Below are 20,507 nucleotides of genomic sequence, written 5' to 3'. Positions count from 1 at the left end.
GGCCCTGGCTCAGCGTGAAGACCCGCCTGCGGCGAGGCTCCGCGGCGGCTCTTCCGACGCCGGACCGCTCGCCGCCTGGAGCGGCGTCGCCGTCTGCGCGGCCGCTTCGGGCATGAGGAGGCCCTTCAGCTGCTGCGCGTCGCTTCGGCCGATCCGGCCGACGAACGACGGCAGGCTGATCGGCTCATCCGACAAAGCGACGAACGTCCCCTGCGAGTTCGCTCGATGGAGCGCCTCGAAGAGGGAGGGGACGTCCACGTCGCTGGACACCGCCCGCACGTCGACGATGTACACGTCCGCGGGGTCCGCCCCCGCGAAGATCAGCGCGTCATACGGGTGGCTCGCGTGCCGGATGGGCACGCCTTCCCCGAGGGCTCGCGCCACGTGGGCCATCGTATCCTTGGTGCCGATGGCCATCATCGACTTGGAGGTCGCCTTGGCGAGCTCCCGGGGCACCGAATAGCCCCACGCACGGAGGAACTCGGCCACGTCCGCGGCCTTGAAGCGCAAGTGTCTCCCCGGCGTACGGAAATGGGCAATCCTCCCTCGATCTACCCAGTTATGGATTGTCTTCAAGTCGACCTCGCACAAGGCTGCGAGGTCCGATGCCGTCAACAGCTTTTCACGAACACCAGCCATCGCCGAACTCCACGCGAAAGGCACCTGCCGCACAGCTCGCGTTCACAGCGCGGCAGCGTCTCCTCAGGTGGCGGCCCCCCCACCCGTCTGTCTACTCGATTGAAACCTAGCTCTCATAGACGGGTCCGTCACCCGCTTTGCTCGAATTTTCTCGGCCCCATGGCGAGTTCGCCCCGCGCGGAGGCAAACTCCCCATCCTTCAGGGGATCTCCTGGTTCATTATGTTCACGCGACCGGGCGTCGGCCAGCTGGTCGCGAAGGAGCCAGCCGAGCCGTCTGGAGCGTGCGGAGCGACGCGGGCCAGGCTCATCCCCGGCTTTGGCGTGGGCGCGGCGGGCGACCTGGACAAGACAGCACCTCCTTGATCCTTCAATTTGAGCGGTTCTCCCGAGTTCGACAGCCCATGGTTGCCAAGTTTTGGCACGCGGAGAAGAAGCGTCTCGGGAGCAGACGGAGGGTCGAGCTCATCATCAGAAACGTAGTCCTCGTTGACGACCAGAGCGTACGCGCCGGGCATGAGGGAAATAGGGGGCAATTCAGTCTCACCACCCACATCGGCGAGTACAACCCCTGTGAGCTCAGCAGGGACGTCACCGTCATTGTAGAGCTCGACCCACTCCTGTCCTGGCTCCGGCCCGACGGGGTTTGCCAGCACCTCGTTGATGATCACATGGGGCATGGGGGCGAGCGTCATGGCCGAGAACGTCCGGCGCTCCACGACCCCGGCGTTGTCGACGGTCGCAATGGCGAGCTCCACGGGGCTCAAGGGCGGCAGTGGAGCGAGGACGAACGGCTCGCCCGGCGGCACCGCGAGGACTTCGTCGAGCCCCGCGCCCGCGATCGCCCAGAGCAGCGGCGCATCCGCCGAACGAACGAGGATCCGATCGTCGGCGATCTGGGCACAGCCCGGCCCGAGCGCGAGCTCGTCCGGCGCGCACGCCGCCGCGATGGCTGGAAGCGGATCCGATTCCAGCATAAACGGACGCGGATCGAGGCTCACCGCCGCCGGCTCGCCCGGGAGCGCGACCGGAGGCCCCACGAGGCGCAAGCCGTCGGTGTCGGGCGGCGCCGTGGCGGTTGGCTCCCCTTCGAAGCGCAGGCAGCGCGCGCCGATGTCGTCGACGGCGCCGCGGCGCAGCTCGCCCGCCGGTCCGCCAGGCGCGAGCGTCGCCGCGGCGACCACCTCCGGGAGGGGCGCGTCGCCGCACCACACCCCCAGGCCAAGGGTCGCGCCGGCGTCGGGCGGCGGCCAGAGCCGTGAGAGCACGGGCGGCGAGCCCTCGGTGGCGATCTGGATGTGGTGCGAGAACACAGGGCTGCCGCTCGCGATGGCGTAGGTCTCCCCGGGCGCGAGCGGGGCGAGCGGCGCCACGGTCAGCGAGAGGTCGCCAGGGGGCGTCCCGTTCAGCCAGGCGATCGAGGGGACGACGCGCTCCGACAGCGCCGTCGACAGCTCGCCTCGCTCAATCTGCCGGAGATGCGCCGCGCTGAGCTTGCCGCGGACGACCAGCGCACGGGCGGGATCGACGCTCTCGAGCGCGACGCCCGGGAGGAGCACGCGCACCCGCAGCACCGGAGGCGCGGCGTCCAGCGGCGCGGGGGGCTCGATCTGGAGCTCGGGGCCGGCGTTTGTGGGGCCAGCGACGTTGGCGTCCTCTTCGTCACCGCCCTCATCGAGTTGCGGGGGGACGACGAGCTCCGGCGCGCAGGACAGGGGTGAGGCCACGAGCGGCGCGAGCGCAAGCGGCAGTGCGCGTAACGCGCGGGTCCACGAGGGGTGAATCGGGCAACGATGGGTCATGACGCGGAGTTCGGCGGGAGCTCGCGGCCGGTTGCTCGACGTCGCTTTCTTTTTTCGAGGCCGCTACCCTCGCCCCGCATGGCCCCCGAGGACATCAAGAAGCTCCGGCAGGAGCTCGGCTGCACGGCCCGCGAGCTTGCCGGAGCGCTGGGCATCGAGCAGGAGACCGTGCTCGCGTGGGAGCACGGAGATCTCTTTCCCACGAAGCGCTTCGTGGGAATGATGGAGGATCTGCGACGGAAAGGTCCGGAGGCGATCCCCCGCAAGAAGAGGAAACAGGTCGCCGCCTCGCCGCTCCAGATGCTCGCCGATCCCGAGCTCTGGCGGCTCTTCCGCAAGCTCCTCGCCCACCCCGAGCTGAGGAGCGCCGCAACGAAGCTGGCCGAGGCCTATCCCGATCCGACGGATGCTCCACCGCCGTGAGCGACGGGGCGACGCGCTGGACGCTCAGACGAGGATGAACGTTCAGTCATCGTCCTCGTCATCTTCGTCGTCCTCGTCTTCATCATCTTCGTCGTCCTCGTCTTCGTCCTCGTCGTCCTCCTCGTCATCATCGTCTTCGTCTTCGTCGTCGTCGTCCTCCTCCTCGTCCTCGTCGCCCTCCTCCTCGTCTTCGTCGTCTTCGTCGCCCTCCTCCTCGTCTTCGTCGCCCTCCTCGTCTTCGTCGTCGTCTTCGTCGTCTTCATCCTCGTCGCGCTGTTCATCCGCGACATCGTTGGCGTGCTGGAAAGCGTCCTTCTCAGCAGCCTCACCAAGCGCTGCGTCCGCTCCCACGACAGAGATCTCTTCAGGCATTTCGTCTTCCCTTGCTTCCATCGCGACCTCTCCCTCCCGCGGCGCAGCAGACGACGCGCCGACGTCTTCCGATAGGTTTTCCCCCGCACTGGCGGCGACGCTCGTCCGGATCGATCCCTCCGCGCCGGCGAAGCTCTCCTGTCCGGACGTCACCACCCCCGTCTCGGGCGGCTCTTCGCCGAGCTCGCGCTCATAGGCGCGGCGCGACTCATCGGTCAGCTCGGTGAACTCGCGCAGGGTGGGCAGCTCGCCGAGCGCCTTCAGGCCGAAGAACTCGAGGAACTGCGCCGTCGTGCCGTACAGCATAGGGCGCCCAGGCTCGTCCTTCTTGCCCAGGATCCTCACGAGATCACGCTCCAGGAGCGACTTGAGCGCCGCGCCGGAGTCCACGCCGCGGATCTCGTCGATCTCGGGCCGCGTGATCGGTTGCCGGTACGCGACGATCGCGAGCGTCTCGGTCTGGGCGCGAGACATCTTGACCGGCTTCTGCTCTGTCACCTCGCGAACGAAGGGCGCAAATGCGGCGCTCGTGCGAAAGACATACCCTCCGGCGACCTCGTCCAGGCGAAACCCTCGCCCGTCGTACTCCGCGACGAGCTCGGCCAGCAACTCTCGCACGACGCGGTGCTCTGCATTCGCCGAGCGCGCGAGCTCCCGGGCCGGCACCGGTCGCTCCGCCACGAAGATGAGCGCTTCCAGCACTCCCTTCAGGTGCTTGCGCGCGACGGCAGAGAGCCCGGGCGCCGTGGTCGCGCTCCGGACAGGAACGTCGGCGCGGCGCGCCGGATGACCGAGCTGGTCCCATGCGCCAGCGCGGAAGCGAGCGACCGGATCTTGCCGCGTCCCTCTCGATACGCGCGGCTCCTTCTTCCCGCCCCTCGGCCGCTTCGTTCCGCCGAGCCACGCGTGCGCCGCTGCCCTCAGCCGCGCCGGCGTGGCCTGCGCGCTCGCCCTCGCCGGCGTGCCCTGCCCTGCCGTCTTCGGCGCGCGTGGCTCCTTCTTCCCGCCCCTCGGCCGCTTCGTTCCGCCGAGCCACGCGTGCGCCGCCGCCCTCAGCCGCGCCGGCGTGGCCTGCGCGCTCGCCTTCGCCGGCGTGCCCTGCCCTGCCGTCTTCGGCGCGCGTGGCTCCTTCTTCCCGCCCCCCCTCGGCCGCTTCGTTCCGCCGAGCCACGCGTGCGCCGCTGCCCTCAACCGCGCCGGCGTGGCCTGCGCGCTCGCCTTCGCCGGCGTGCCCTGCCCTGTCGTCTTCGGCGCACGCGGCTCCTTCTTCCCGCCCCTCGGCCGCTTCGTTTCGCCGAGCCATGCGTGCGCCGCCGCCCTCAGCCGCGCCGATGCGCCCTGTCCTGTCGTCGTCTTTGCTATGCGCCGCCGCTTCGCCGCGGCATCAGCCACCGTCACGGCCACTCCCCGCGTCTACCTCATCCACCTCTGCCGGCGGCGCTGCGAAGTCCTCTGCGGCCGAGTGCGCATTCGGGTCCACGACCGCATCGCGCTCCGCCTCTCCCGGAGCCGGGTCGGCATCACCTTCCACCGCTTCCATCGCAGGCTCGCCCGCTGCGGCGTCGTCCGCACGACTCGTCTCCTCCGCGGCCCCGGGGAGGTCCGTCGCCGATGCTTCGCCGCTCGATTCCTCAGCTGGCTCGGCCAGCTCCTCAGCTGGCTCGGCCAGCTCCTCAGCTGGCTCGGCCAGCTCCGACCACGCCGGTTCGCCGCTCGTTGGCTCAACGGCCTCCGCCAGCTCCGCGTCCCCCGCCTCGACGTTCCGCTCTTCCACGGGCTCAGCCAGCTCCGACCATGACGGTTCGCTGCTCGACTCCTCTGCAGCCTCCGCGGGCTCCAGCCCTGCTGCCTCGGCGCTGACGTCCTCCAGCGGCTCCACAGGCTCGGCCAGCTCCGACCATGACGGTTCGCTGCTCGACTCCTCCGCTGCCTCCGCGGGCTCCGGTTCTTCCGCCTCGGCGCTGACGTCCTCCAGCGGCTCCACAAGCTCCACAGGCTCGGCCGGCTCGGGCCACGCCGGTTCGCTGCTCGACTCCTCCGCTGCCTCCGCGGGCTCCGGTTCTTCCGCCTCGGCGCTGACGTCCTCCACCTGCTCCACGGGCTCGACCGGCTCCAGGCTCTCCGGTGCGACGCTCGACGCCCCCGCGGGCTCCGCTCCCGACGGCGCTCCGCTCGTCGGCTCGACCGGCTCGACGAGCTCCGGCCCGGCCGGCTCGCTTCGCCCCACCTCGACGGCCTCCGCCTTCTCGCCCTCGGCGGCAGCAGGCGGCGCTCCTGCCTCCTCGCTCCCCGCCGTCTCGATCCGCTCCGCCGTCGGCGCGCCGTCCTCGGAGCCGTCAAATGCCATCGGCACGCCGTCCTCGGAGCCGTCAAACACCACCGGCGCGCCATCGGCGACCGCGAGCTGGATGTGAATGGGCGCCAGCGGGTCCGTCTGGTGGACCCGGATGAGCCTCAGCTTGCACATCTCGAGCACGGCCAGGAACGTGATCACGACCTCGAAGCGCGGGATCACCCCCCCCTTCGAGACGCTGTCGAGCAGCAGATCCTCGAACCGCATGGCGCGCCGCGCCGAGAGCTTCTCCGTGAGCTCGACGATGCGATCCGTGATGCTGATGCGATCGAAGACGACCTCATGATCGATCTGGACGTTCGTCCGCTTCAGCACCCGCTCGAAGGCGTCCAGCAGGCTGAAGATCGCCGTCTGCGCGAACGGAGCCGGGCCCTTGGGCACCTCGCTCTCGCTCATGCCGCGCGTGAACACGTCGCGCCCGAGCGTCCCGCGCTCGGCCAGGTCGGCTGCGGCGACCTTGTACTTCTGGTACTCGAGGAGCCGCCGGACGAGCTCCGCCCGCGGATCCTCCTCCTCGCCCGGCATCCCGTCGTCGTCCTGCCCCGCAGGCACGCTCGGCAGCAGCATCTTCGACTTGATGTGCGTCAGCGTCGCCGCCATCACGAGGTACTCGCTCGCGAGGTCGATCGACAGCGACCGCATGAGCTTCAGGTACTCGAGGTATTTTTCCGTGACGAAGCTCACGGGGATGTCGAGGATGTCGAGCTCGTGCTGCTGGATGAGGTGAAGCAGCAGGTCGAGCGGCCCCTCGAACGTGGGAAGCGTGACGACGTACTCGCCCTCGCGCGGCCCTGCGTCGGCCGCCGGCGAGGCGATCTCCCGGGCCGGCGAGGCGACCTCCCGGGCCGGCGAGGGGGCGGCCTGGCGCGCGGCGGGCGCAGGGGCGGCACCCGCGTTGCCGCGCCCTCTGCCGTTGCGCGCCCGTGCTGCACTCGCCTTGGAACCGCTCACGCCGCGACCGTAGTCGCAAGGCGCCGGTCGGTCCACGTCCGAGCGTCCTCGGGCGCCGCGGCGCGCCGAAACGCCGCTCCGTCCGAGAATTTATGGCGGGAGCGGTGCTAGGATCAGCGCCGTCGATGGAGCCGTCCCCCGCGAAGAGCTGCCCCTCGTGCGGCGAGCGCTACGACGCGGGCGTCCTCTATTGCCCGCGCGATGGCACCCCGCTCGCGAGCTCGCGCAAGAGCCCCACGTTCGGCGCCGCGGAGCGCGACCCGTACGTGGGCGTCACCCTCGGCGGGCAGATCCAGACCCGCCACCTCATCGGCATCGGCTCGATGGGCCGCGTCTACCGCGCTTTCCAGGCCGGGATCGAGCGCGACGTGGCCGTGAAGATCCTCCACCGCGAGCTCAGCAGCAACGCAGAGCTCGTGAGCCGCTTCCACCGCGAGGCCAAGATCGCGAGCCGGCTGGTCCACCCGAACGTGGTCCAGGTCCTCATGACCGGGAGCGTGCCCTCAGCGGCCGACCCCCGGATCGGCGGGGAGCTCTACCTCGTCATGGAGCACCTCGACGGCATCTCGCTGCTCTCCGCGCTCGCCGCGGCAGGGGCAGGCGGCGAGAGCGAGGCGCTGCCGCTCCCGAGGGCGCTCCACATCGCCCTCCAGGTGTGCGACGCGGTCGGCGAGGCGCACGCGCAGGGCATCGTCCACCGGGATCTCAAGCCCGAGAACATCATGCTCGTCCGCCGCAGCGAGGACCCGGATTACGTGAAGGTGCTCGACTTCGGCATCGCCCGCCTCGACTGGGCCGACAAGGCGATGACCACCCAGGCGGGGCTCATCTTCGGCACCGCCAAGTACATCTCGCCCGAAGGCGCCGAAGGGCAGCGGGTCGGTCCGCCGGCGGACGTCTACTCCATCGCGACGATGCTGTACCAGTGCCTCGCGGGGCGCGCCCCGTTCGAGGGCGACTCGCCGGTCGCGCTCCTCGTCCAGCACACGCACGCCCCGCCGGCGGACCTGCGCAGCATCGCGCGCTCCAGCTACGTGCCCGAGCCCATCGCGCGGATCGTGATGCAGAACCTCGCCAAGAAGCCCTCGGACCGGGCCCCCGACGCGCGCGCCCTCGGCCGCGACCTCGCCCTCGCCGTCCGGGCGAGCGGGCTCGACCCCGAGGAGATCGCCGCCCAGCCCGGGCTCCTGCGCGCCAGCGCGGTCATGAAGCTGGCCTCGAAGTCGCGCACCAAATCGCTCGATCTCTCCCCCGCGCTCGCCGCCCAGATCGGCGGCATCGCCGCACCGACGCTCGAGAGCGCCCACATCGGCGACCTCGAGCCCCGCCTCCCGGGGGGCGACGCGGCGCGCTACAGCGACCCCGCGTCGCATCGCCGCGAGGAGGAGCGCTCCTCCGCCAGCGGCGCCGAGCGCGCTTCGTCCAGCTCGTTCAGCTCGGCGCCCTCGTGGACAACGCCGCTCGCAGCGTCGTCCCAGGCCGAGCGGCCTTCGAGCGGCGGGCGGTTCGGCGGCGCGCTCACCGAACCGGCGGAGCGGCTCGACGCCGGAGCGCGCGCATCGTGGAGCCCCGCTCGCCACGGCGGCGCGGCGGACGAGCCCGCGCGCACGGCGATCGGCCTCGGCATCGATCCCATGCGCGACGCTGCGCCCGTCCCGTCGACCATGCAAGGCGTCGAGTCCGCCGCGCCGCCGCTCCCCCGTCGGGCGATGATCGCGCGCGCGACCGCCCTCCTCGCGTGCGCCAGCGCGGTGGGGTTCGTCGTGTTCCTCGGCGGGCGGCACCTCGGCGCCTTCGGGGGGCCGTCCGCGCGCGACACCATCGAAGGGCACATCGAGCGCGCGCGCGACTGCATGGGCAGGCACGCCTGGGACACCCCGCCCCGCGAGAACGTCAAGGAGATCGTCTCGCAGGCGCTCGCGCGGTGGCCAGGAGACGCGCGCCTCGCCGAGCTCCGCCGCGAGTCGTCCGAGCGCATCGTCGCCGACGCCCTCGGGCGGAAATACGCCGGCGACAAGGCCGGCGCCATCCAGCTCGCGAAGCTCGCGCTCGAGCTGCAGCCGACGCTCACCACCGCCCAGCACCTCGTCGCCGAGCTCTCCGGGGGCCCGCCGGGCGCCGCCCCGGCGCCGCCCCCTCAGGTCGCTCCACAGAGCTCGGGGACACAGGCCGCAGGCCCCGACCGCAGGCCTGCGCCGCGCCGCCCCGCGCCGGCCGAGGCCCGCGGCGCTCCTCAGGGGCAGCCGCCGGCGCCCGTCCCCCGGGGCGCGCCGGCCCCGTCCCCGACGCCGGGAGGCGCGGGTTCGCCCGACGGCACCGGCGCTGCCTCGCCGCCGGCCAGCGCCGCGCCAGCGCCGGTCCTGCCTCCCTCGCCGCCGCCGCTGCCCACGGACGCCGCCTCGCCGCTCCCCTCGTCGACGGGTCCATGGCTATAATCCAGAGAACGTGAGTCCAGGCGGCCGGTACCCGACGTCGCAAGCGCCCTCCGACGCCCGCGCCGGGCAGGGCGGCCGGGCAGCGCTGGCGGGGCGTGACAGCGCGCGATCAGCGAGCGTGCGCTCGCGCGGCGCCGCGTGCGCCGCCACGCTCGCCGCGCTCCTGATCTCCACCCCCGGCCGCGCCGACGAGAGCAGGGCCGCCCGCCGCGCGGTCGCCGCGCGCGAGCGCGGTTTCCCCTACACCATGGTGGAGGTGAGCAGCGGCGTGATGACGCTCCCTGGCGCCGACGTCTGCCCCGTCTCGGTGTCTCCGGGCGCCTGCGAGCAGGGCGAGACGAGCGTCTCCCTCGGCATCCACAACCTCTACCGCTGGCGCGACATCGGCTTCGGCGCAGGCATCTTCTGGGCGGCGACGCTGACCTCCGACGCCGCGCGCGGCGCGCGCAGCCTCGAGCGCGATCACGCGCGCAGCTACTTCATGCTCGATGGGCTGTTTCGCTATTACGCCCTCCGCATCCACAGCTCGGAGTGGTGGGCCGGCGTGACGATCGGCGGCGTCGTCGTCAACGACTCGTGGTCGGTCGAGGCCGATCGCAACCCCTATTCGGACACGGCGTATGTCGGGCCCAGGGCGGCGACGATCGGCACCGAAGGCGTCGCCGCTGGGCTCGCGTTCGGCGGCGACTGGGCCTTCGCCGACAACTGGAGCGTCGGGAGCCACATCCGCTACTCGAGCTGGTTCCTCCCCGAGCAGCGCAAGGTCTCCCCGACCGGCGATCTCGCCTCGCTCTCCCAGCGCGTCGACATGTTCAACATCGGCGTCCTGATCGCGTACCGCCTCGCGCTCTGACGCCGCGCCGGGCGCCGCCGGCAGCGCCGCGCGCTGTGACGCCGCGCTCCGCTCGGCGGGCGGCAGTTGACGCGACATCGCCAGGTCGGTACGCCTGCCCGGCCGTTTCCATCCTGCGAGGAGCCCCCGATGCCGCTGAATCTCTCGAAGGTCGGCTACACGACCCAGCCCAGCGCGTTCACCTTCAACTGGAAGACCCTGGCCACCTACGCGCTCGGGATCGGCGCCAAGCGCGAGGAGCTCGAGTACCTGTACGAGGGCACGCCGGGGGGCATGAAGGTCTACCCCACGTTCGGCGTGATCCCCTCCCAGGGGACGGTGTTCGAGGCGCTCGAGGCGGCCGGAGCCGAGCTGGCGCTCATCGTCCACGGAGGGCAGACGCTCCGGGTGCACCGCCCGCTCCCGACGAGCGGGACGCTGTTCACGACCGCCACGCTGACGGGCATCTACGACCTCAAGAAGTTCGCGCAGGTGATCGTCGAGACGAAGACGACGCTCGACGGCGAGCCGCTCTTCGACACGGTGTGGTCGATCATCGTGCGCGGCGTCGGCGGCTTCGGCGGGCCGCGCCCGCCGCACGCCGAGTCGGAGGCCCCCGTGCCGAAGGACCGCGAGCCGGACTGGGTCGTCGAGCAGGCGACGACGCCCGAGCAGGCGCTGCTGTACCGGCTCTCGGGCGACGACAACCCGCTGCACGCCGATCCGGAGGTCGCGGCGAAGGCGAGCTTCACGCAAGGCCCGATCCTGCACGGCCTCTGCACGTACGGCTTCGCGGCGCGCGCGATCATCCAGAAGGCGGCGGGCGGCGACGCGAGCCGGCTGCGGGCGTACGGCGCGCAGTTCCGCAAGCCGGTGTGGCCGGGCGACACCCTCATCACGCGAGGCTGGGCGCTGGCCGGCGGCAAGGTCGCGGTGGTCACCTCTGTCAAGGAACGCCCCGATCCGGTGCTCACGAGCGCGTGGGCGGAGATCGGCTGACGGCCGGCGTGGTCGCGTGCTAAGGGCCGAGGCCCGGATCAGGGAAGCTTTATGAGCAAGACGAGCGAGAAGGACAGGGCCAAGGACGACGAGGACCTCGACGACGAGGCCGGGTCGGCCGACGAAGGCAACGACGACGGCGAGGAGGAAGAGGCGAAGGCCACCGCGGCCCGCGGCCGTGGCCACGGCCACGCGCACGACGACGACGACGCAGAGGACGACGGCGCGGAGCCGGAAGATCCGTACTGGTGGGCGCCGCACGCCGTGCTGAGCGCGCTCGTGCTGATCGGCCTCCTCGGCTTCTTCGGCATGTTCAACAAGACGCCGCTCGCTCGGCTCGCGGCCCCCGTCGCCCCGGAGCCCGACGAGCACGAGCACGCCACCGCCGCCGCTCCGCCGCCCGCTCCCACGCCCCGCCCTGCACAGGCGGCGCAGGCGCCGAGGGAGATGTTCGGCGCGAAGCACCTGCTCGTCATGTACAAGGGGAGCCGCCGAGCGCCCCCGACCATCGAGCGCACGAAGGACGAAGCCAAGGCCCGCGCGACCGAGGCCATGACGAAGGCCAAGGCCGATCCGAGCAAGTTCGCGGACATCGTGAAGGAGTACTCGGACGAGCCGGGCGCGGACAAGCGCGGCGGCGACCTCGGCAAGTTCCCGAAGGGCGCGATGGTCCCGGAGTTCCAGGCGGGCCTCGAGAAGATCAAGGTCGGCGAGGTGAGCGACCTCGTCGAGACGGCCTTCGGCTACCACGTCATCCTCCGCACGCAGTGAGCGCGCGGCGCCGCCCGGGCCGCGGCGCGCGGCGCCACAGCGTCGCGAGCCCCGGGCGGCTTGACCCCTCCCGCGGCGATCAGCGCGCGGGCGCGGTGACGAGCTTCTTCAGCCTCGCCGTCTTCTCTTCCTTGGTCAGCGTCAGCTTGGCGTGCTCGTCGGCCGTCATGCCGCTGCGGAGCACGCGGGCCTCGTCGCCGATGCCGTAGACGGTCTTGTCGGCGCGCGCGAACACCCACTCGGTCGCGGAGCCCTCGCCGTCCTTGCTCATGAGGCGCACCGAGCCGTCGCCGATGCCCTTCTCCCTGGCCGCGCCTGGCAGCTTCGCCAGCGTCGACAGCACGTCCTTGGCCTGGTCGACGTCGTCGCGCACGATCGCGACCACCCGGTAGCGCTTGTCGACCTCCTTGTAGTAGCCGAACGCGCCGGGCCCAGCGCCATCCACCCCGAGCACGTCCTTGGTCTCGTAGCGGATCCCGAGCGGGATCATGTTGTCCCTGGGCAGCGCCGCCGCGGCAGGCGGCAGCGACGGCTCGCCGGGCAGCTTCGCGCCCATCTCCTTCACGAGCCCAGGCAGGACCTTCTCGCTCGACGACTTGAGCGCCGCCTCGGCCAGCGCCTCGTCGTTGTAGGTGATCTCGGCGAGGTACTGCCCGCGCCAGAGGTACGCGTTGCCGACCCCCATCGCGGCCGCGCCGCCCCCCTCGATCGGGCGCGGCGTCGCCTCGTCGGCGGGGTCGCCGTCGCCCACGGTGCGCTTCGTGAACATCCCGTAAGCGCCCTCCGTGGATCCGAATTTCGAGAGGTGGACGTCGACGGTCGCGGAGCCGCCCTCGCCGCTCACGTACCGCGCCTCGACGACCCGGCGCACGCCGAATCCCTTGTAGATCTCGCACTCCCCGTCGAACATGTCGCAGATGCTGTCGAGCGGCAGGGGCGCCGATTCGCCGAACGTCTTCTCCCCGCCGTTCGGGTCGAGGCAGAACCCGCCCGTCGTGCGCGGGAAGAACGGCGCGCTCGCCGCGTCGCCGATCGTCCCGCCGCCGCCGGCGCAGGCGGCCGGCTTCGCGGCCGGCGGGGGCGGCGGCGGCGCCCCGAGGGGCTCTTCCTTCTTGCTGCAGCCCGAAGCCAGCGCGGCCGCGAGCGCGCCGGCCAGCAGCGCAGAGCTCCACGCAGGGGAGCGCAACGGCCTCCCGGAGCACGCGCGCGTCGCGCGGCTCGTGCGAGTCGGAACTGACGCGCTGTGGTCCAAGGGGCCTCTCGGTGAACACCTTTCAGGCGGGAATCGCATGGCCCGTTCGCCTTGCACCTTTTTTCATAGCGCCGCAATCGTTAGCGCCCACGGCGAATCGCTTTGAGAGATTCACCATGAAATTCAATGGCTTAGCGCATCCCATCGAGGGCATGCAGCTTGCCTTTGCCGAGGCTTTGGTGCGCCCTACCTCCTGTTCGCGACGTCCTCCTTGTGATTCCGATCGACCGCGGGCTTGCTCTCCGGGGCAGCGCGCGCTGCGCCGCCGTGGCGCGCGCGGCTTCACCCTGCCGGAGCTGCTCGCGGTGGTGGTCCTCATCGGCATCCTGGCGGCCGCGGCGTCGCCGAGCTTCGTGAGCGGCATGCGCGATCGCCGCGTGAACCGCACGGCGATGGAGATCAGCGGGATCTACCGGCTCGCGCGCTACCAGGCGATCGGGCGCGGGACGGCGGTCCTCGTGCGGTGGACCGCCTCGACAGGCGAGCTCCAGGTGCGGCAGGCGCAGATCGATAGCACCCCCGCCGGCCCGATGATCGCGAAGAGCTGCCTCAGCGTCCTCGACTGGATGAACGCGGCCGAGACCGAGCCGGTCACGACGTTCCACACCGAGGGCATCGAGCTGGCGTCGATGCAGCTGCTCGATCCCACCGGCGCGGCGCGCGCCGACGCCGACGTCTGCTTCACGCCGCGCGGGCGGACGTTCGTCCGCTACGACCCCAGCACGGGGTTCGCGCCGCTGCTCGGCGCGCTCCGGGTCAACGTGACCAACACGAGGACCGGCCTCCTGCGCTCGGTCTTCGTCCCGCCGAACGGCGTCGCGAGGCTCGGGCTGTGAGCGCGGCGCGTGCGAGGAGGGCGGCGAGCCGCGGCTACACGCTCATCGAGGTCATGGCGGCGCTCGGCGTGCTCGCGATCGGCGCCACCGGCGTGCTCGCGCTGCAGAAGGCGACGCTCATCAGCAACACGAACGCGCGCAACCTCGCGATCGCCAACAGCATCGCCATGACCTGGGCAGAGCGGCTGCGGGTGGACGCGCTCCAGTGGAACGATCCCATGCGGGTCCCCGACATCGACAGCGACACGGACTGGCTCACGCTCAGCACCACCTCCCCGTTCCCCGCGAGGTTGCCCCCCACGGAGATCACCGCGCTCGGGGCGCCGGACGCCGACGTGCTCGGGGCCGACATCTACCCGGGCGACACGTCGGCGTCCGCGTTCTGCACGCACGTCCGCTTCCGCCAGTTCACCGATCCCGCGTCAGGCACGCGGATCTGGGAAAGCCTCATCCGCGCCGAGATCCGCGTCATCTGGGAGCGCAACGGGGACCCGATCAACTGCGGGATCGCCCCGCTCACCGTCGACACGAACCCGGGGCGCTTCGGCGCGGTCTACCTGACGACCGGCGTGCTCCGGAACACGAGCGAGGACAGGCGATGACGACGAGCCGACGCACCCCCCACCCCGCGCGCGCGCGGGCCTCAGGACAGCGAGGCTTCACGCTCGTGGAGCTGCTCGTGGCGATGGCGGCAGGCCTCGTCGTGTCGCTGGCGGCCTTCCTGCTCTCGAAGAACGCGACGCGCTTCTTCCAGAACGAGGCGAGGGCCTCCGCCTCGCACCTCGCGGCGACGATCGGGATGAACCGGCTCACCGCGGACCTGCAGCGCGCGGCCTACCTCTCGTCGCCCAACATCCTCCAGGACCCGGAGGTCTGTCAGGTCCCGGCCTCGCCGGACGGCCTGAAGCGCCTCGCCGGGATCTCGATCCTGGGTCAAGGGTCGGAGCTCCTCCATGGGACGGAGCTCAGCCAGAGCGATGCCAACGGGCTGCACCCCGACTCCATCATCATCGGCGGCAGCTTGAACAGCACCGAGCTGTTCGAGTTCAGGAAGATCAGCGATGAGTCGGGCGACTGGATCGTCGAGCTCAACCCGAGCAGCACCGCCGTGCAGCGCACGCTGGAGCGCGCGCGGGGCGGCGGGCAGAGCCTGACCCAGATCTTCGCTCCTCACCGCTTCCTGCGCATCATGGTCCGCGGTCAGGAGAAGTTCCTGTATGGCGTCATCGATCAGGTCAACGTGGTCGGCGATCCGCCCATCACGATCTCCATCCTGCTGAAGGCTGATCCCGGCCTGCCGGCGCTGGTCGGGCTCGCCGATTGCGGCGTGACCCCCGGCGGCTCCACCGGCGACGGAGGATGGGTGAACGTCGTCTCCCGCGTCCGCTACGACATCCGGAGCCTCGCCGGCAAGGGGACGGCCTACGACGCTCTCGTGGCGCCCGTCACGCCGTCGCTCACCAGCGACCTCACCGGCGACAACGGCCGCACCGAGCTCGTGCGGGTCGAGCTCGACGAGAACGATGCGGAGCTCCCGGACACGCTCGAGCTCATCGCGGAGTACGCCGTCGATCTGAAGTTCGGGATCTCCATCGCAACGGCGGGCACCGTGCCCGGGGTGACCAATCCGCAGATCACGCGGTATCCCATCATGGCGACCGACAACGCGCTCGTGTACAGCACCGCCGCCGCGCTCGATGCTGGACCGCCCGGCACGCCGCAGCGCGTGCGGGCGGTCCAGGTCCGGCTCTCGACCCGCACCCGGGCGCCCGATCGCGACGTCGGTCTCCCCGTCCCCGTGGGCCCGGATGGCCGCAGGCTCAGGTTCCTGATCCCCGGCATCGTCGCCAGCGCCAACACCTATGGGAACACGGCGCCCTCGGGATCGCCGCCTGTCTATGCCCGGATGCGCACGCTCTACGCCGACATCGCGCTCCCCAACCAGGCCTACGTCCAATGGTGAACGCAAGCATCGCCCGGTCCCGCCGGCGCTCCCGTGAGCGGGGCGCCGCCGTCTTCATCGTCGTGCTGGTCATCACGATGCTCACCGCCATCGGCCTGTTCGCGGCCCACGCGGCCACGCTGTCGACCATCGCCAGCGGCCACGAGCGCCGGATGACGCAGACCCACTATCTCACCGAGTACGCCATGCAGCTCGCGATCGCCGAGATCGAGCAGAAGGGAGGCCTGGAGATGATCCCCAGGTCGACGACCTGCTCGGTCGCCACCGACGAGTGCTGGCCGCTCCTGCCGCACAAGTTCGGCGCGGCAGAGCCGCTCCTGGAGCCGCCCGTGGCCGGCCCGCCGGAGACGCCCGGGAGCCTTGGTCGCGCCGCCGTCCAGTGGATCGCCAAGGTGGAGATCACTGATAAGATAAGGCCTGCGATAGGGAACCGCGCCGGCAGCGACATGGGCGGCCCGAACCCGGTGAGCGTCGATTACTGCACGGTCACCATGAGCGCGCGTCTCATCGCCTGGCCCGGCGGCTCTGCCATCGCGACGGCGGGCAGCCAGGAATCCATGTCTGTCGTTGCCGATATCCTTTGCTCGAAGTGACGAACCGGAGCGCACGATGCGAAACCTGACGAAGGTCCTTGTCACCATGAGCTCCGCGGCGACGCTCGGCCTCGTCGCGGGGCGCGCACGCGCGCAGGCGATGGATGTGGAGCCGCCGCTGCCCAACGTGCTCTTGCTCGTCGACACGTCGGGCTCGATGGAGAAGACGGTGGCGGGCGGAGAGCCGGACTGCAACCCGGGCACTCCCCCCGCCTCCGAGGCCCTGAAGAGCCGCTGGACGAAGCTCGTCGAGGCGCTCACGGGCCCGATCCAGGACTTCAGCTGCGTCGCGCAGCCCCGCACGGGCGCCGCGTTCGTCAACGAGTTCAGCCTCGGGGGAGAGCCGCCCTACGACAGGAACTACTACATCCCGTTCCACCGCATGATCTCGGGCCACTGCACGAAGGGCCCGGGGGCGACCTACGATCTGGTGGGAGAGCATCGCTGGGACAACGCGGCCACTCCTTGTACGACGCCGTTCACGCAGCTCAACGCCGGCCTGCTCGACGTCTATCAGGATCGGATCCGGTTCTCGCTCATGACGTTCGACACGCTCCCCGACGCGCGCACCGGGCTCCTCTCCGGGGCTCCCGATCCCGTGGGCGGCATGGAGGGGATGTGGAGCTATTTCCTCGGGTTCGAGCCCGGCCCAGGATACCCGGCGCGGGGCAACCCGCCCGCCTGCGCTCCCGCGGACATGGAGGTCGGCGCCAGGAACCCGTCCGCGCCGCTCTGGGAAGGGCCGCTCATCCCCTTCCCGACCTACACGGCGGACACCACCGAGATCCGCAGCGTGAACGAGAGCATCCAGAACGCGCTCATCGCGATGCGCCCCTACGGCGCGACGCCGCTCGCCGGGATGCTGTCCGACGCGCGCGACTACATCCTCGACGACGCCTCGACATGGGAGAGTCGACCGCTCGGGCCGCGCGACGATCCGTTCATCAGCGGCGGCTGCCGCAAGACCTCGATCGTGCTCATCTCCGACGGCGAGCCGAACCTCGACCTGCGCCCGACCTGCGCGCAGGGCCCCGGCCCCGGCCGCGATGGGACGGGCTGTCCCTACGAGGAGCCGCAGGTCATCGCGCACTCGCTCAACTCCCACACCAACCCGAACCGGCGCGTGCCGACCTATGCCGTCGGGTTCGGCCTTACCACCCAGGCGCGGCAGGAGCTCAGCGATCCGACGTTCAATTGCGAGACGATCTCCAGCGCTGATTTCCTGCCCGCCGGGCGCTGCGACAACGCCGCTGGCGCGGTCAAGGCGTGCTGCACGCTCTCGCGCATCGCCATCGAGGGCGGGACCGACCGCGGCTATTTCCCGGACGACGCCAACGAGCTCTCCGCGGTGATGTCGCGGATCTTCGCGCAGATCGCCGCGAACTCGACGAGCCGCACCCTCCCGGTCTTCGCCAACGCGACCACGGCCATGCACAGCAGCAACCCCGACGCGGGGGTCGCCTACCAGTTCGCCTCCTCGTTCAGCCCGCCGCCGGACGGCTCGCTCTGGAGCGGCAACCTCGAGCGCAAGCGCTTCGTCTGCGAGTCCGTGAGCGGCGTCATGACGACGCAGCTGAAGGACATCGACCCCGGCAAGGGCGACGACTTCGCGGCCAACGTCAACTCGAACACCGGGGAGCCGCGGCGGTTCTTCACCGTGATCGGCGACCTCGACACCACCGCGCAGCGCATCTGGTCGAGCCGGAGCATCCGCCTCCCCAACGTCGCCACGGGCACCGTCCCCACGGACGGGCTGGGCAGCTACACGGGCACGATGACCAACGGCGGCGCGCTCGCGCCGGGGTCGACCTTCGCGAGCGCGTTCTCCAGCGCATCCCGCGCGCTCGATCTCGATCCCAGCGCGGCAATCCCGCCGCAGTGCTCGGGCGGCCTGCAGGCGACCAACGCCGGGGACTGCGCCCGGCGCCTCATCGAGTGGGAGGTCGGCGCGCCGATGCCCTCGGGCGTCGCCTCCCGCGAGGGCAACGTGCTCGGCAGCATCTATCACTCCACGCCGGTCGTCGTGGGGCCGCCGAACGACTACATCCCCGACGAGTCCTACCGGGCCTTCGCGGAGAGCCCCGCTCAGAAGACCCGGCCGCTCGTGCTCTACACGGCGACGACCGACGGGCAGCTGCACGCCTTCCAGGTGACCGCGGCGACCGCGTCGGACGGGCTCAAGGTGGACAAGGTCGAGAACAACGAGCTCTGGTCATTCCTGCCGCCCCACGTGCTCCCCCGGCTGCTCGCGACGTTCAACCAGCAATCGCTGCTGCTCGACGGCGCGCCCGTCGTGAAGAACGTCGTCTTCGAGCGCACGTCGGCGCAGGTGAGCGGCGCCAGCGCGACCTGGAACACGGTGCTCGTCGCCAGCGGCGGCGCGGGCGGCAGCTTCTACTACGCGCTCGACGTGACGAACCCGAAGGCGCCGAAGTTCCTCTGGCAGCTCTCTACGGACGATAGCGGTACCCCGCTGTTCGGCGACGCGACGCCGACGCCGGCGATCGGCATGGTGGAGATGCAGGACGGCGCTCAGATCAAGGAGATCGCGGTCGCCATCCTGCCCGGCGGCTCTGCCCCGCTCGACACGAGCCAGCCCGCGTGCAACCGGCAGAACACGACGCCCCCGCTCTTCGATCCGACGGGCACCCTGGCGGTCCGCGACTCGGTCCGGTGCTGGGGCAGCGCGGGCACAGGCGGCCCCGTCGGCCCGTCGCGCTCGCTCACGATCGTCCGGCTCGACACGGGCGAGATCATCCGCACGTTCCGGGGCCGCGTCGACGAGGCCCCGGGCGGGATCGCCTCGCGGACCACGCGGGTCGACTTCGACTCGCCGATCACCGGCGTCCCCGTGCCGTTCCCGGCGGGCGTCGGCGAGGTCGCCGAGCGCATCTACGTCGGCGACGCCGACGGGACGCTCTGGCGCGTCAGCCTGACGAGCACCAACCCGGAGAACTGGACCGTGGACCTCGCCTGGGACGCGTACTCGTTCCCGACCGACAGCGCGGCGAGCAGCCAGCCGATCCAGACGACGCCGATCGTGAGCACCGATCCGCTCGGCAACAAGGTCATCCTGTTCTCCACCGGCGATCAGGAGGCGTTCACGGCGAGCGGCGCCATCGAGACGCGGGTCTGGTCGATCACCGAGCGACCGCACAACACCAGCCTCCGCTTCAGCGAGAACTGGGTCGTCCCCTTCACGGGCGGCCAGCGCGTGACCGGGCCCATCTCCCTCTTCAACGGCTGCGCGTACTTCGCGACGTTCACGCCGGTCGCGCCCGGGACCTACACGTGCGCGGACGGGCGCGGCGCGATCTGGGGCGTCGACTACCTGCTCGGCAACACGGACTCGCCGGCGTACCCGCACGCTTGCCTCGTCGTCGATCCGGCCGCTCCTCCGGAGCCCTTCGAGCTGCAGTCGCCGGGCACGATCGTCTTCGGCGTGGCCGTGACCCAGAAGCCGACCTGCACGGACACGACGGACTACACCGATGACTACTTCGGCCAGCAGAAGATTGTCCGGCAGTCCACCCCGCCCGAGTACCAGCTCGTGTTCCACACCGGCGCCGCGGGCGACGCGGACGCCCAGGGGGGCGCGACGCGAACGAGCACGAGGACGCTGCAGCGGCCGCGCAAGGTCGTTAAGATCGACTCGTGGGCCACCCTCATCGAATGACGCGAGCCAGCCTGTCGCGCGCCGCCGGCGCGCTCGCCGCGCTCGTCGCGTGCGCCTCGGCCGCGCCCGCCTGCCGCAGCGACGCCGGCGCGCCGGCGCCGGCGCCGCAGGCGAGCGAGGCCGCGGCCCCGAAGCCGCCGGTCGACCAGGCGCTGCCGGGCGAGCTCGCCGAGGGGGCCGAGCAAGCGTTCGGCCTGCCCATCCCGCGCCGCATGAAGGTGCGCGCGCGCTTCGCCGATGCCGTCTTCGCCGTCGGGGAAATCCCAGCCGAGCGGGTGGCGAACTACGTGCGCACGCGCGTCCTCGCCGGAAATGTCGAGACCGGCCCTGCGAAGACGATCTTCTCGCGCGCCACCGTGAAGAGCGCGCCGCAGCGGATGATCCGGATCGAGGTCGTCTCGCGCGCGCACATCTCGGAGCTCGTCGTCCGCGACGAGACCCGGCCGCCTGCGGAGCAGGGCCTGTCGGTCGAGGAGCGCTGGCGTCGCAGCGGGCTCACGCCGGACGGCAAGGTGATCGATCCCACCCACCTCGAGTGAGCGCGACAGCGGCGGCCTCGACCTCCCGCGCCGCGGGGGCCGCTGCGCCAGTCGACATCTCCGACCTTTCGA

At 71.3% G+C, this 20,507-nt stretch carries 16 protein-coding genes; 11 read left to right on the top strand and 5 right to left on the bottom strand.

The window, feature by feature from the left end:
* Nucleotides 1–9 precede the first annotated feature (9 nt).
* Together POL72_RS37965 and POL72_RS51415 are read right to left on the bottom strand one after the other, a co-directional pair.
* Nucleotides 10–639, bottom strand: a complete 630-nt coding sequence (locus tag POL72_RS37965) for a helix-turn-helix domain-containing protein (RefSeq protein ID WP_272101713.1) — start codon at nucleotides 637–639, stop codon at nucleotides 10–12.
* Nucleotides 640–838: 199 nt separating this feature from the next.
* Nucleotides 839–2,365, bottom strand: a complete 1,527-nt coding sequence (locus POL72_RS51415; RefSeq protein WP_272101712.1) for a lamin tail domain-containing protein — start codon at nucleotides 2,363–2,365, stop codon at nucleotides 839–841.
* Nucleotides 2,366–2,518: 153 nt separating this feature from the next.
* Here POL72_RS51415 and POL72_RS37955 point away from each other — a divergent pair, with 153 nt between their 5' ends.
* Nucleotides 2,519–2,863, top strand: coding sequence for a helix-turn-helix domain-containing protein (locus POL72_RS37955; protein ID WP_272101711.1), 345 nt, complete (start codon nucleotides 2,519–2,521; stop codon nucleotides 2,861–2,863).
* 42 nt (nucleotides 2,864–2,905) lie between these two features.
* Here POL72_RS37955 and scpB read toward each other — a convergent pair whose 3' ends face one another.
* Together scpB and POL72_RS37945 are read right to left on the bottom strand one after the other, a co-directional pair.
* Nucleotides 2,906–4,633, bottom strand: a complete 1,728-nt coding sequence (scpB, locus tag POL72_RS37950) for an SMC-Scp complex subunit ScpB (RefSeq protein WP_272101710.1) — start codon at nucleotides 4,631–4,633, stop codon at nucleotides 2,906–2,908.
* The gene (locus POL72_RS37945) at nucleotides 4,620–6,539 is read right to left on the bottom strand and encodes a segregation and condensation protein A (RefSeq protein WP_272101709.1); all 1,920 of its coding nucleotides are present in this window, start codon (nucleotides 6,537–6,539) and stop codon (nucleotides 4,620–4,622) included. The genes scpB and POL72_RS37945 overlap by 14 nt, the downstream gene beginning before the upstream one ends.
* A gap of 125 nt (nucleotides 6,540–6,664) precedes the next feature.
* Here POL72_RS37945 and POL72_RS37940 point away from each other — a divergent pair, with 125 nt between their 5' ends.
* From POL72_RS37940 to POL72_RS37925, 4 genes are all read left to right on the top strand, one after another.
* On the top strand, nucleotides 6,665–8,974 hold the full coding sequence (locus POL72_RS37940; protein WP_272101708.1) for a serine/threonine-protein kinase: 2,310 nt from the start codon (nucleotides 6,665–6,667) through the stop codon (nucleotides 8,972–8,974).
* A 118-nt stretch (nucleotides 8,975–9,092) separates the two neighbouring features.
* Nucleotides 9,093–9,827, top strand: a complete 735-nt coding sequence (locus POL72_RS37935; RefSeq protein WP_272101707.1) for a hypothetical protein — start codon at nucleotides 9,093–9,095, stop codon at nucleotides 9,825–9,827.
* A 129-nt stretch (nucleotides 9,828–9,956) separates the two neighbouring features.
* Complete coding sequence (locus tag POL72_RS37930) at nucleotides 9,957–10,805, top strand: MaoC/PaaZ C-terminal domain-containing protein (RefSeq protein WP_272101706.1); 849 nt, start codon at nucleotides 9,957–9,959, stop codon at nucleotides 10,803–10,805.
* Nucleotides 10,806–10,856: 51 nt separating this feature from the next.
* On the top strand, nucleotides 10,857–11,576 hold the full coding sequence (locus tag POL72_RS37925; protein WP_272101705.1) for a peptidylprolyl isomerase: 720 nt from the start codon (nucleotides 10,857–10,859) through the stop codon (nucleotides 11,574–11,576).
* 79 nt (nucleotides 11,577–11,655) lie between these two features.
* Here the strand turns inward: POL72_RS37925 and POL72_RS37920 are convergent, their stop codons facing one another.
* Nucleotides 11,656–12,762: a DUF6599 family protein gene (locus POL72_RS37920; protein ID WP_272101704.1), complete on the bottom strand. Its 1,107-nt coding sequence runs from the start codon at nucleotides 12,760–12,762 to the stop codon at nucleotides 11,656–11,658.
* 182 nt (nucleotides 12,763–12,944) lie between these two features.
* Here POL72_RS37920 and POL72_RS37915 point away from each other — a divergent pair, with 182 nt between their 5' ends.
* Genes POL72_RS37915 through POL72_RS37890 form a run of 6 tightly spaced genes read left to right on the top strand, consistent with a single transcriptional unit; the run spans nucleotide 12,945 to nucleotide 20,435 of the window.
* Nucleotides 12,945–13,664, top strand: a complete 720-nt coding sequence (locus POL72_RS37915) for a pilus assembly FimT family protein (protein ID WP_307730652.1) — start codon at nucleotides 12,945–12,947, stop codon at nucleotides 13,662–13,664.
* Entirely contained in the window at nucleotides 13,661–14,266 is a 606-nt protein-coding gene (locus POL72_RS37910; RefSeq protein ID WP_272101702.1) for a type IV pilus modification PilV family protein, read from the top strand. The genes POL72_RS37915 and POL72_RS37910 overlap by 4 nt, the downstream gene beginning before the upstream one ends.
* The gene (locus POL72_RS37905) at nucleotides 14,263–15,627 is read left to right on the top strand and encodes a PilW family protein (protein ID WP_272101701.1); all 1,365 of its coding nucleotides are present in this window, start codon (nucleotides 14,263–14,265) and stop codon (nucleotides 15,625–15,627) included. Before POL72_RS37910 ends, POL72_RS37905 begins: the two co-directional genes overlap by 4 nt.
* Nucleotides 15,621–16,220 (top strand): hypothetical protein, encoded by a 600-nt coding sequence (locus POL72_RS37900; RefSeq protein WP_272101700.1) that lies wholly within the window; start codon nucleotides 15,621–15,623, stop codon nucleotides 16,218–16,220. Before POL72_RS37905 ends, POL72_RS37900 begins: the two co-directional genes overlap by 7 nt.
* A gap of 16 nt (nucleotides 16,221–16,236) precedes the next feature.
* Complete coding sequence (locus tag POL72_RS37895) at nucleotides 16,237–19,896, top strand: pilus assembly protein (protein ID WP_272101699.1); 3,660 nt, start codon at nucleotides 16,237–16,239, stop codon at nucleotides 19,894–19,896.
* Complete coding sequence (locus POL72_RS37890; protein WP_272101698.1) at nucleotides 19,893–20,435, top strand: hypothetical protein; 543 nt, start codon at nucleotides 19,893–19,895, stop codon at nucleotides 20,433–20,435. The genes POL72_RS37895 and POL72_RS37890 overlap by 4 nt, the downstream gene beginning before the upstream one ends.
* The last annotated feature ends 72 nt before the right edge of the window (nucleotides 20,436–20,507 follow it).

This window comes from Sorangium aterium, from assembly GCF_028368935.1.
GTDB classification, from domain to species: Bacteria; Myxococcota_A; Polyangia; order Polyangiales; family Polyangiaceae; genus Sorangium; species Sorangium atrum.
The sequence above is the reverse complement of the archived record's forward strand: the minus strand, read 5'-3'. Positions and strand labels throughout refer to the sequence as shown.

What these genes read in the sequence shown, in the direction of transcription:
- POL72_RS37965 (WP_272101713.1), bottom strand. Translation starts at nt 639, where the DNA reads ATGGCTGGTGTTCGTGAAAAGCTGTTGACGGCATCGGACCTCGCAGCC.
- POL72_RS37955 (WP_272101711.1), top strand. Translation starts at nt 2,519, where the DNA reads ATGGCCCCCGAGGACATCAAGAAGCTCCGGCAGGAGCTCGGCTGCACG.
- POL72_RS37940 (WP_272101708.1), top strand. Translation starts at nt 6,665, where the DNA reads ATGGAGCCGTCCCCCGCGAAGAGCTGCCCCTCGTGCGGCGAGCGCTAC.
- POL72_RS37930 (WP_272101706.1), top strand. Translation starts at nt 9,957, where the DNA reads ATGCCGCTGAATCTCTCGAAGGTCGGCTACACGACCCAGCCCAGCGCG.
- POL72_RS37925 (WP_272101705.1), top strand. Translation starts at nt 10,857, where the DNA reads ATGAGCAAGACGAGCGAGAAGGACAGGGCCAAGGACGACGAGGACCTC.
- POL72_RS37915 (WP_307730652.1), top strand. Translation starts at nt 12,945, where the DNA reads ATGAAATTCAATGGCTTAGCGCATCCCATCGAGGGCATGCAGCTTGCC.
- POL72_RS37905 (WP_272101701.1), top strand. Translation starts at nt 14,263, where the DNA reads ATGACGACGAGCCGACGCACCCCCCACCCCGCGCGCGCGCGGGCCTCA.
- POL72_RS37900 (WP_272101700.1), top strand. Translation starts at nt 15,621, where the DNA reads ATGGTGAACGCAAGCATCGCCCGGTCCCGCCGGCGCTCCCGTGAGCGG.
- POL72_RS37895 (WP_272101699.1), top strand. Translation starts at nt 16,237, where the DNA reads ATGCGAAACCTGACGAAGGTCCTTGTCACCATGAGCTCCGCGGCGACG.
- POL72_RS37890 (WP_272101698.1), top strand. Translation starts at nt 19,893, where the DNA reads ATGACGCGAGCCAGCCTGTCGCGCGCCGCCGGCGCGCTCGCCGCGCTC.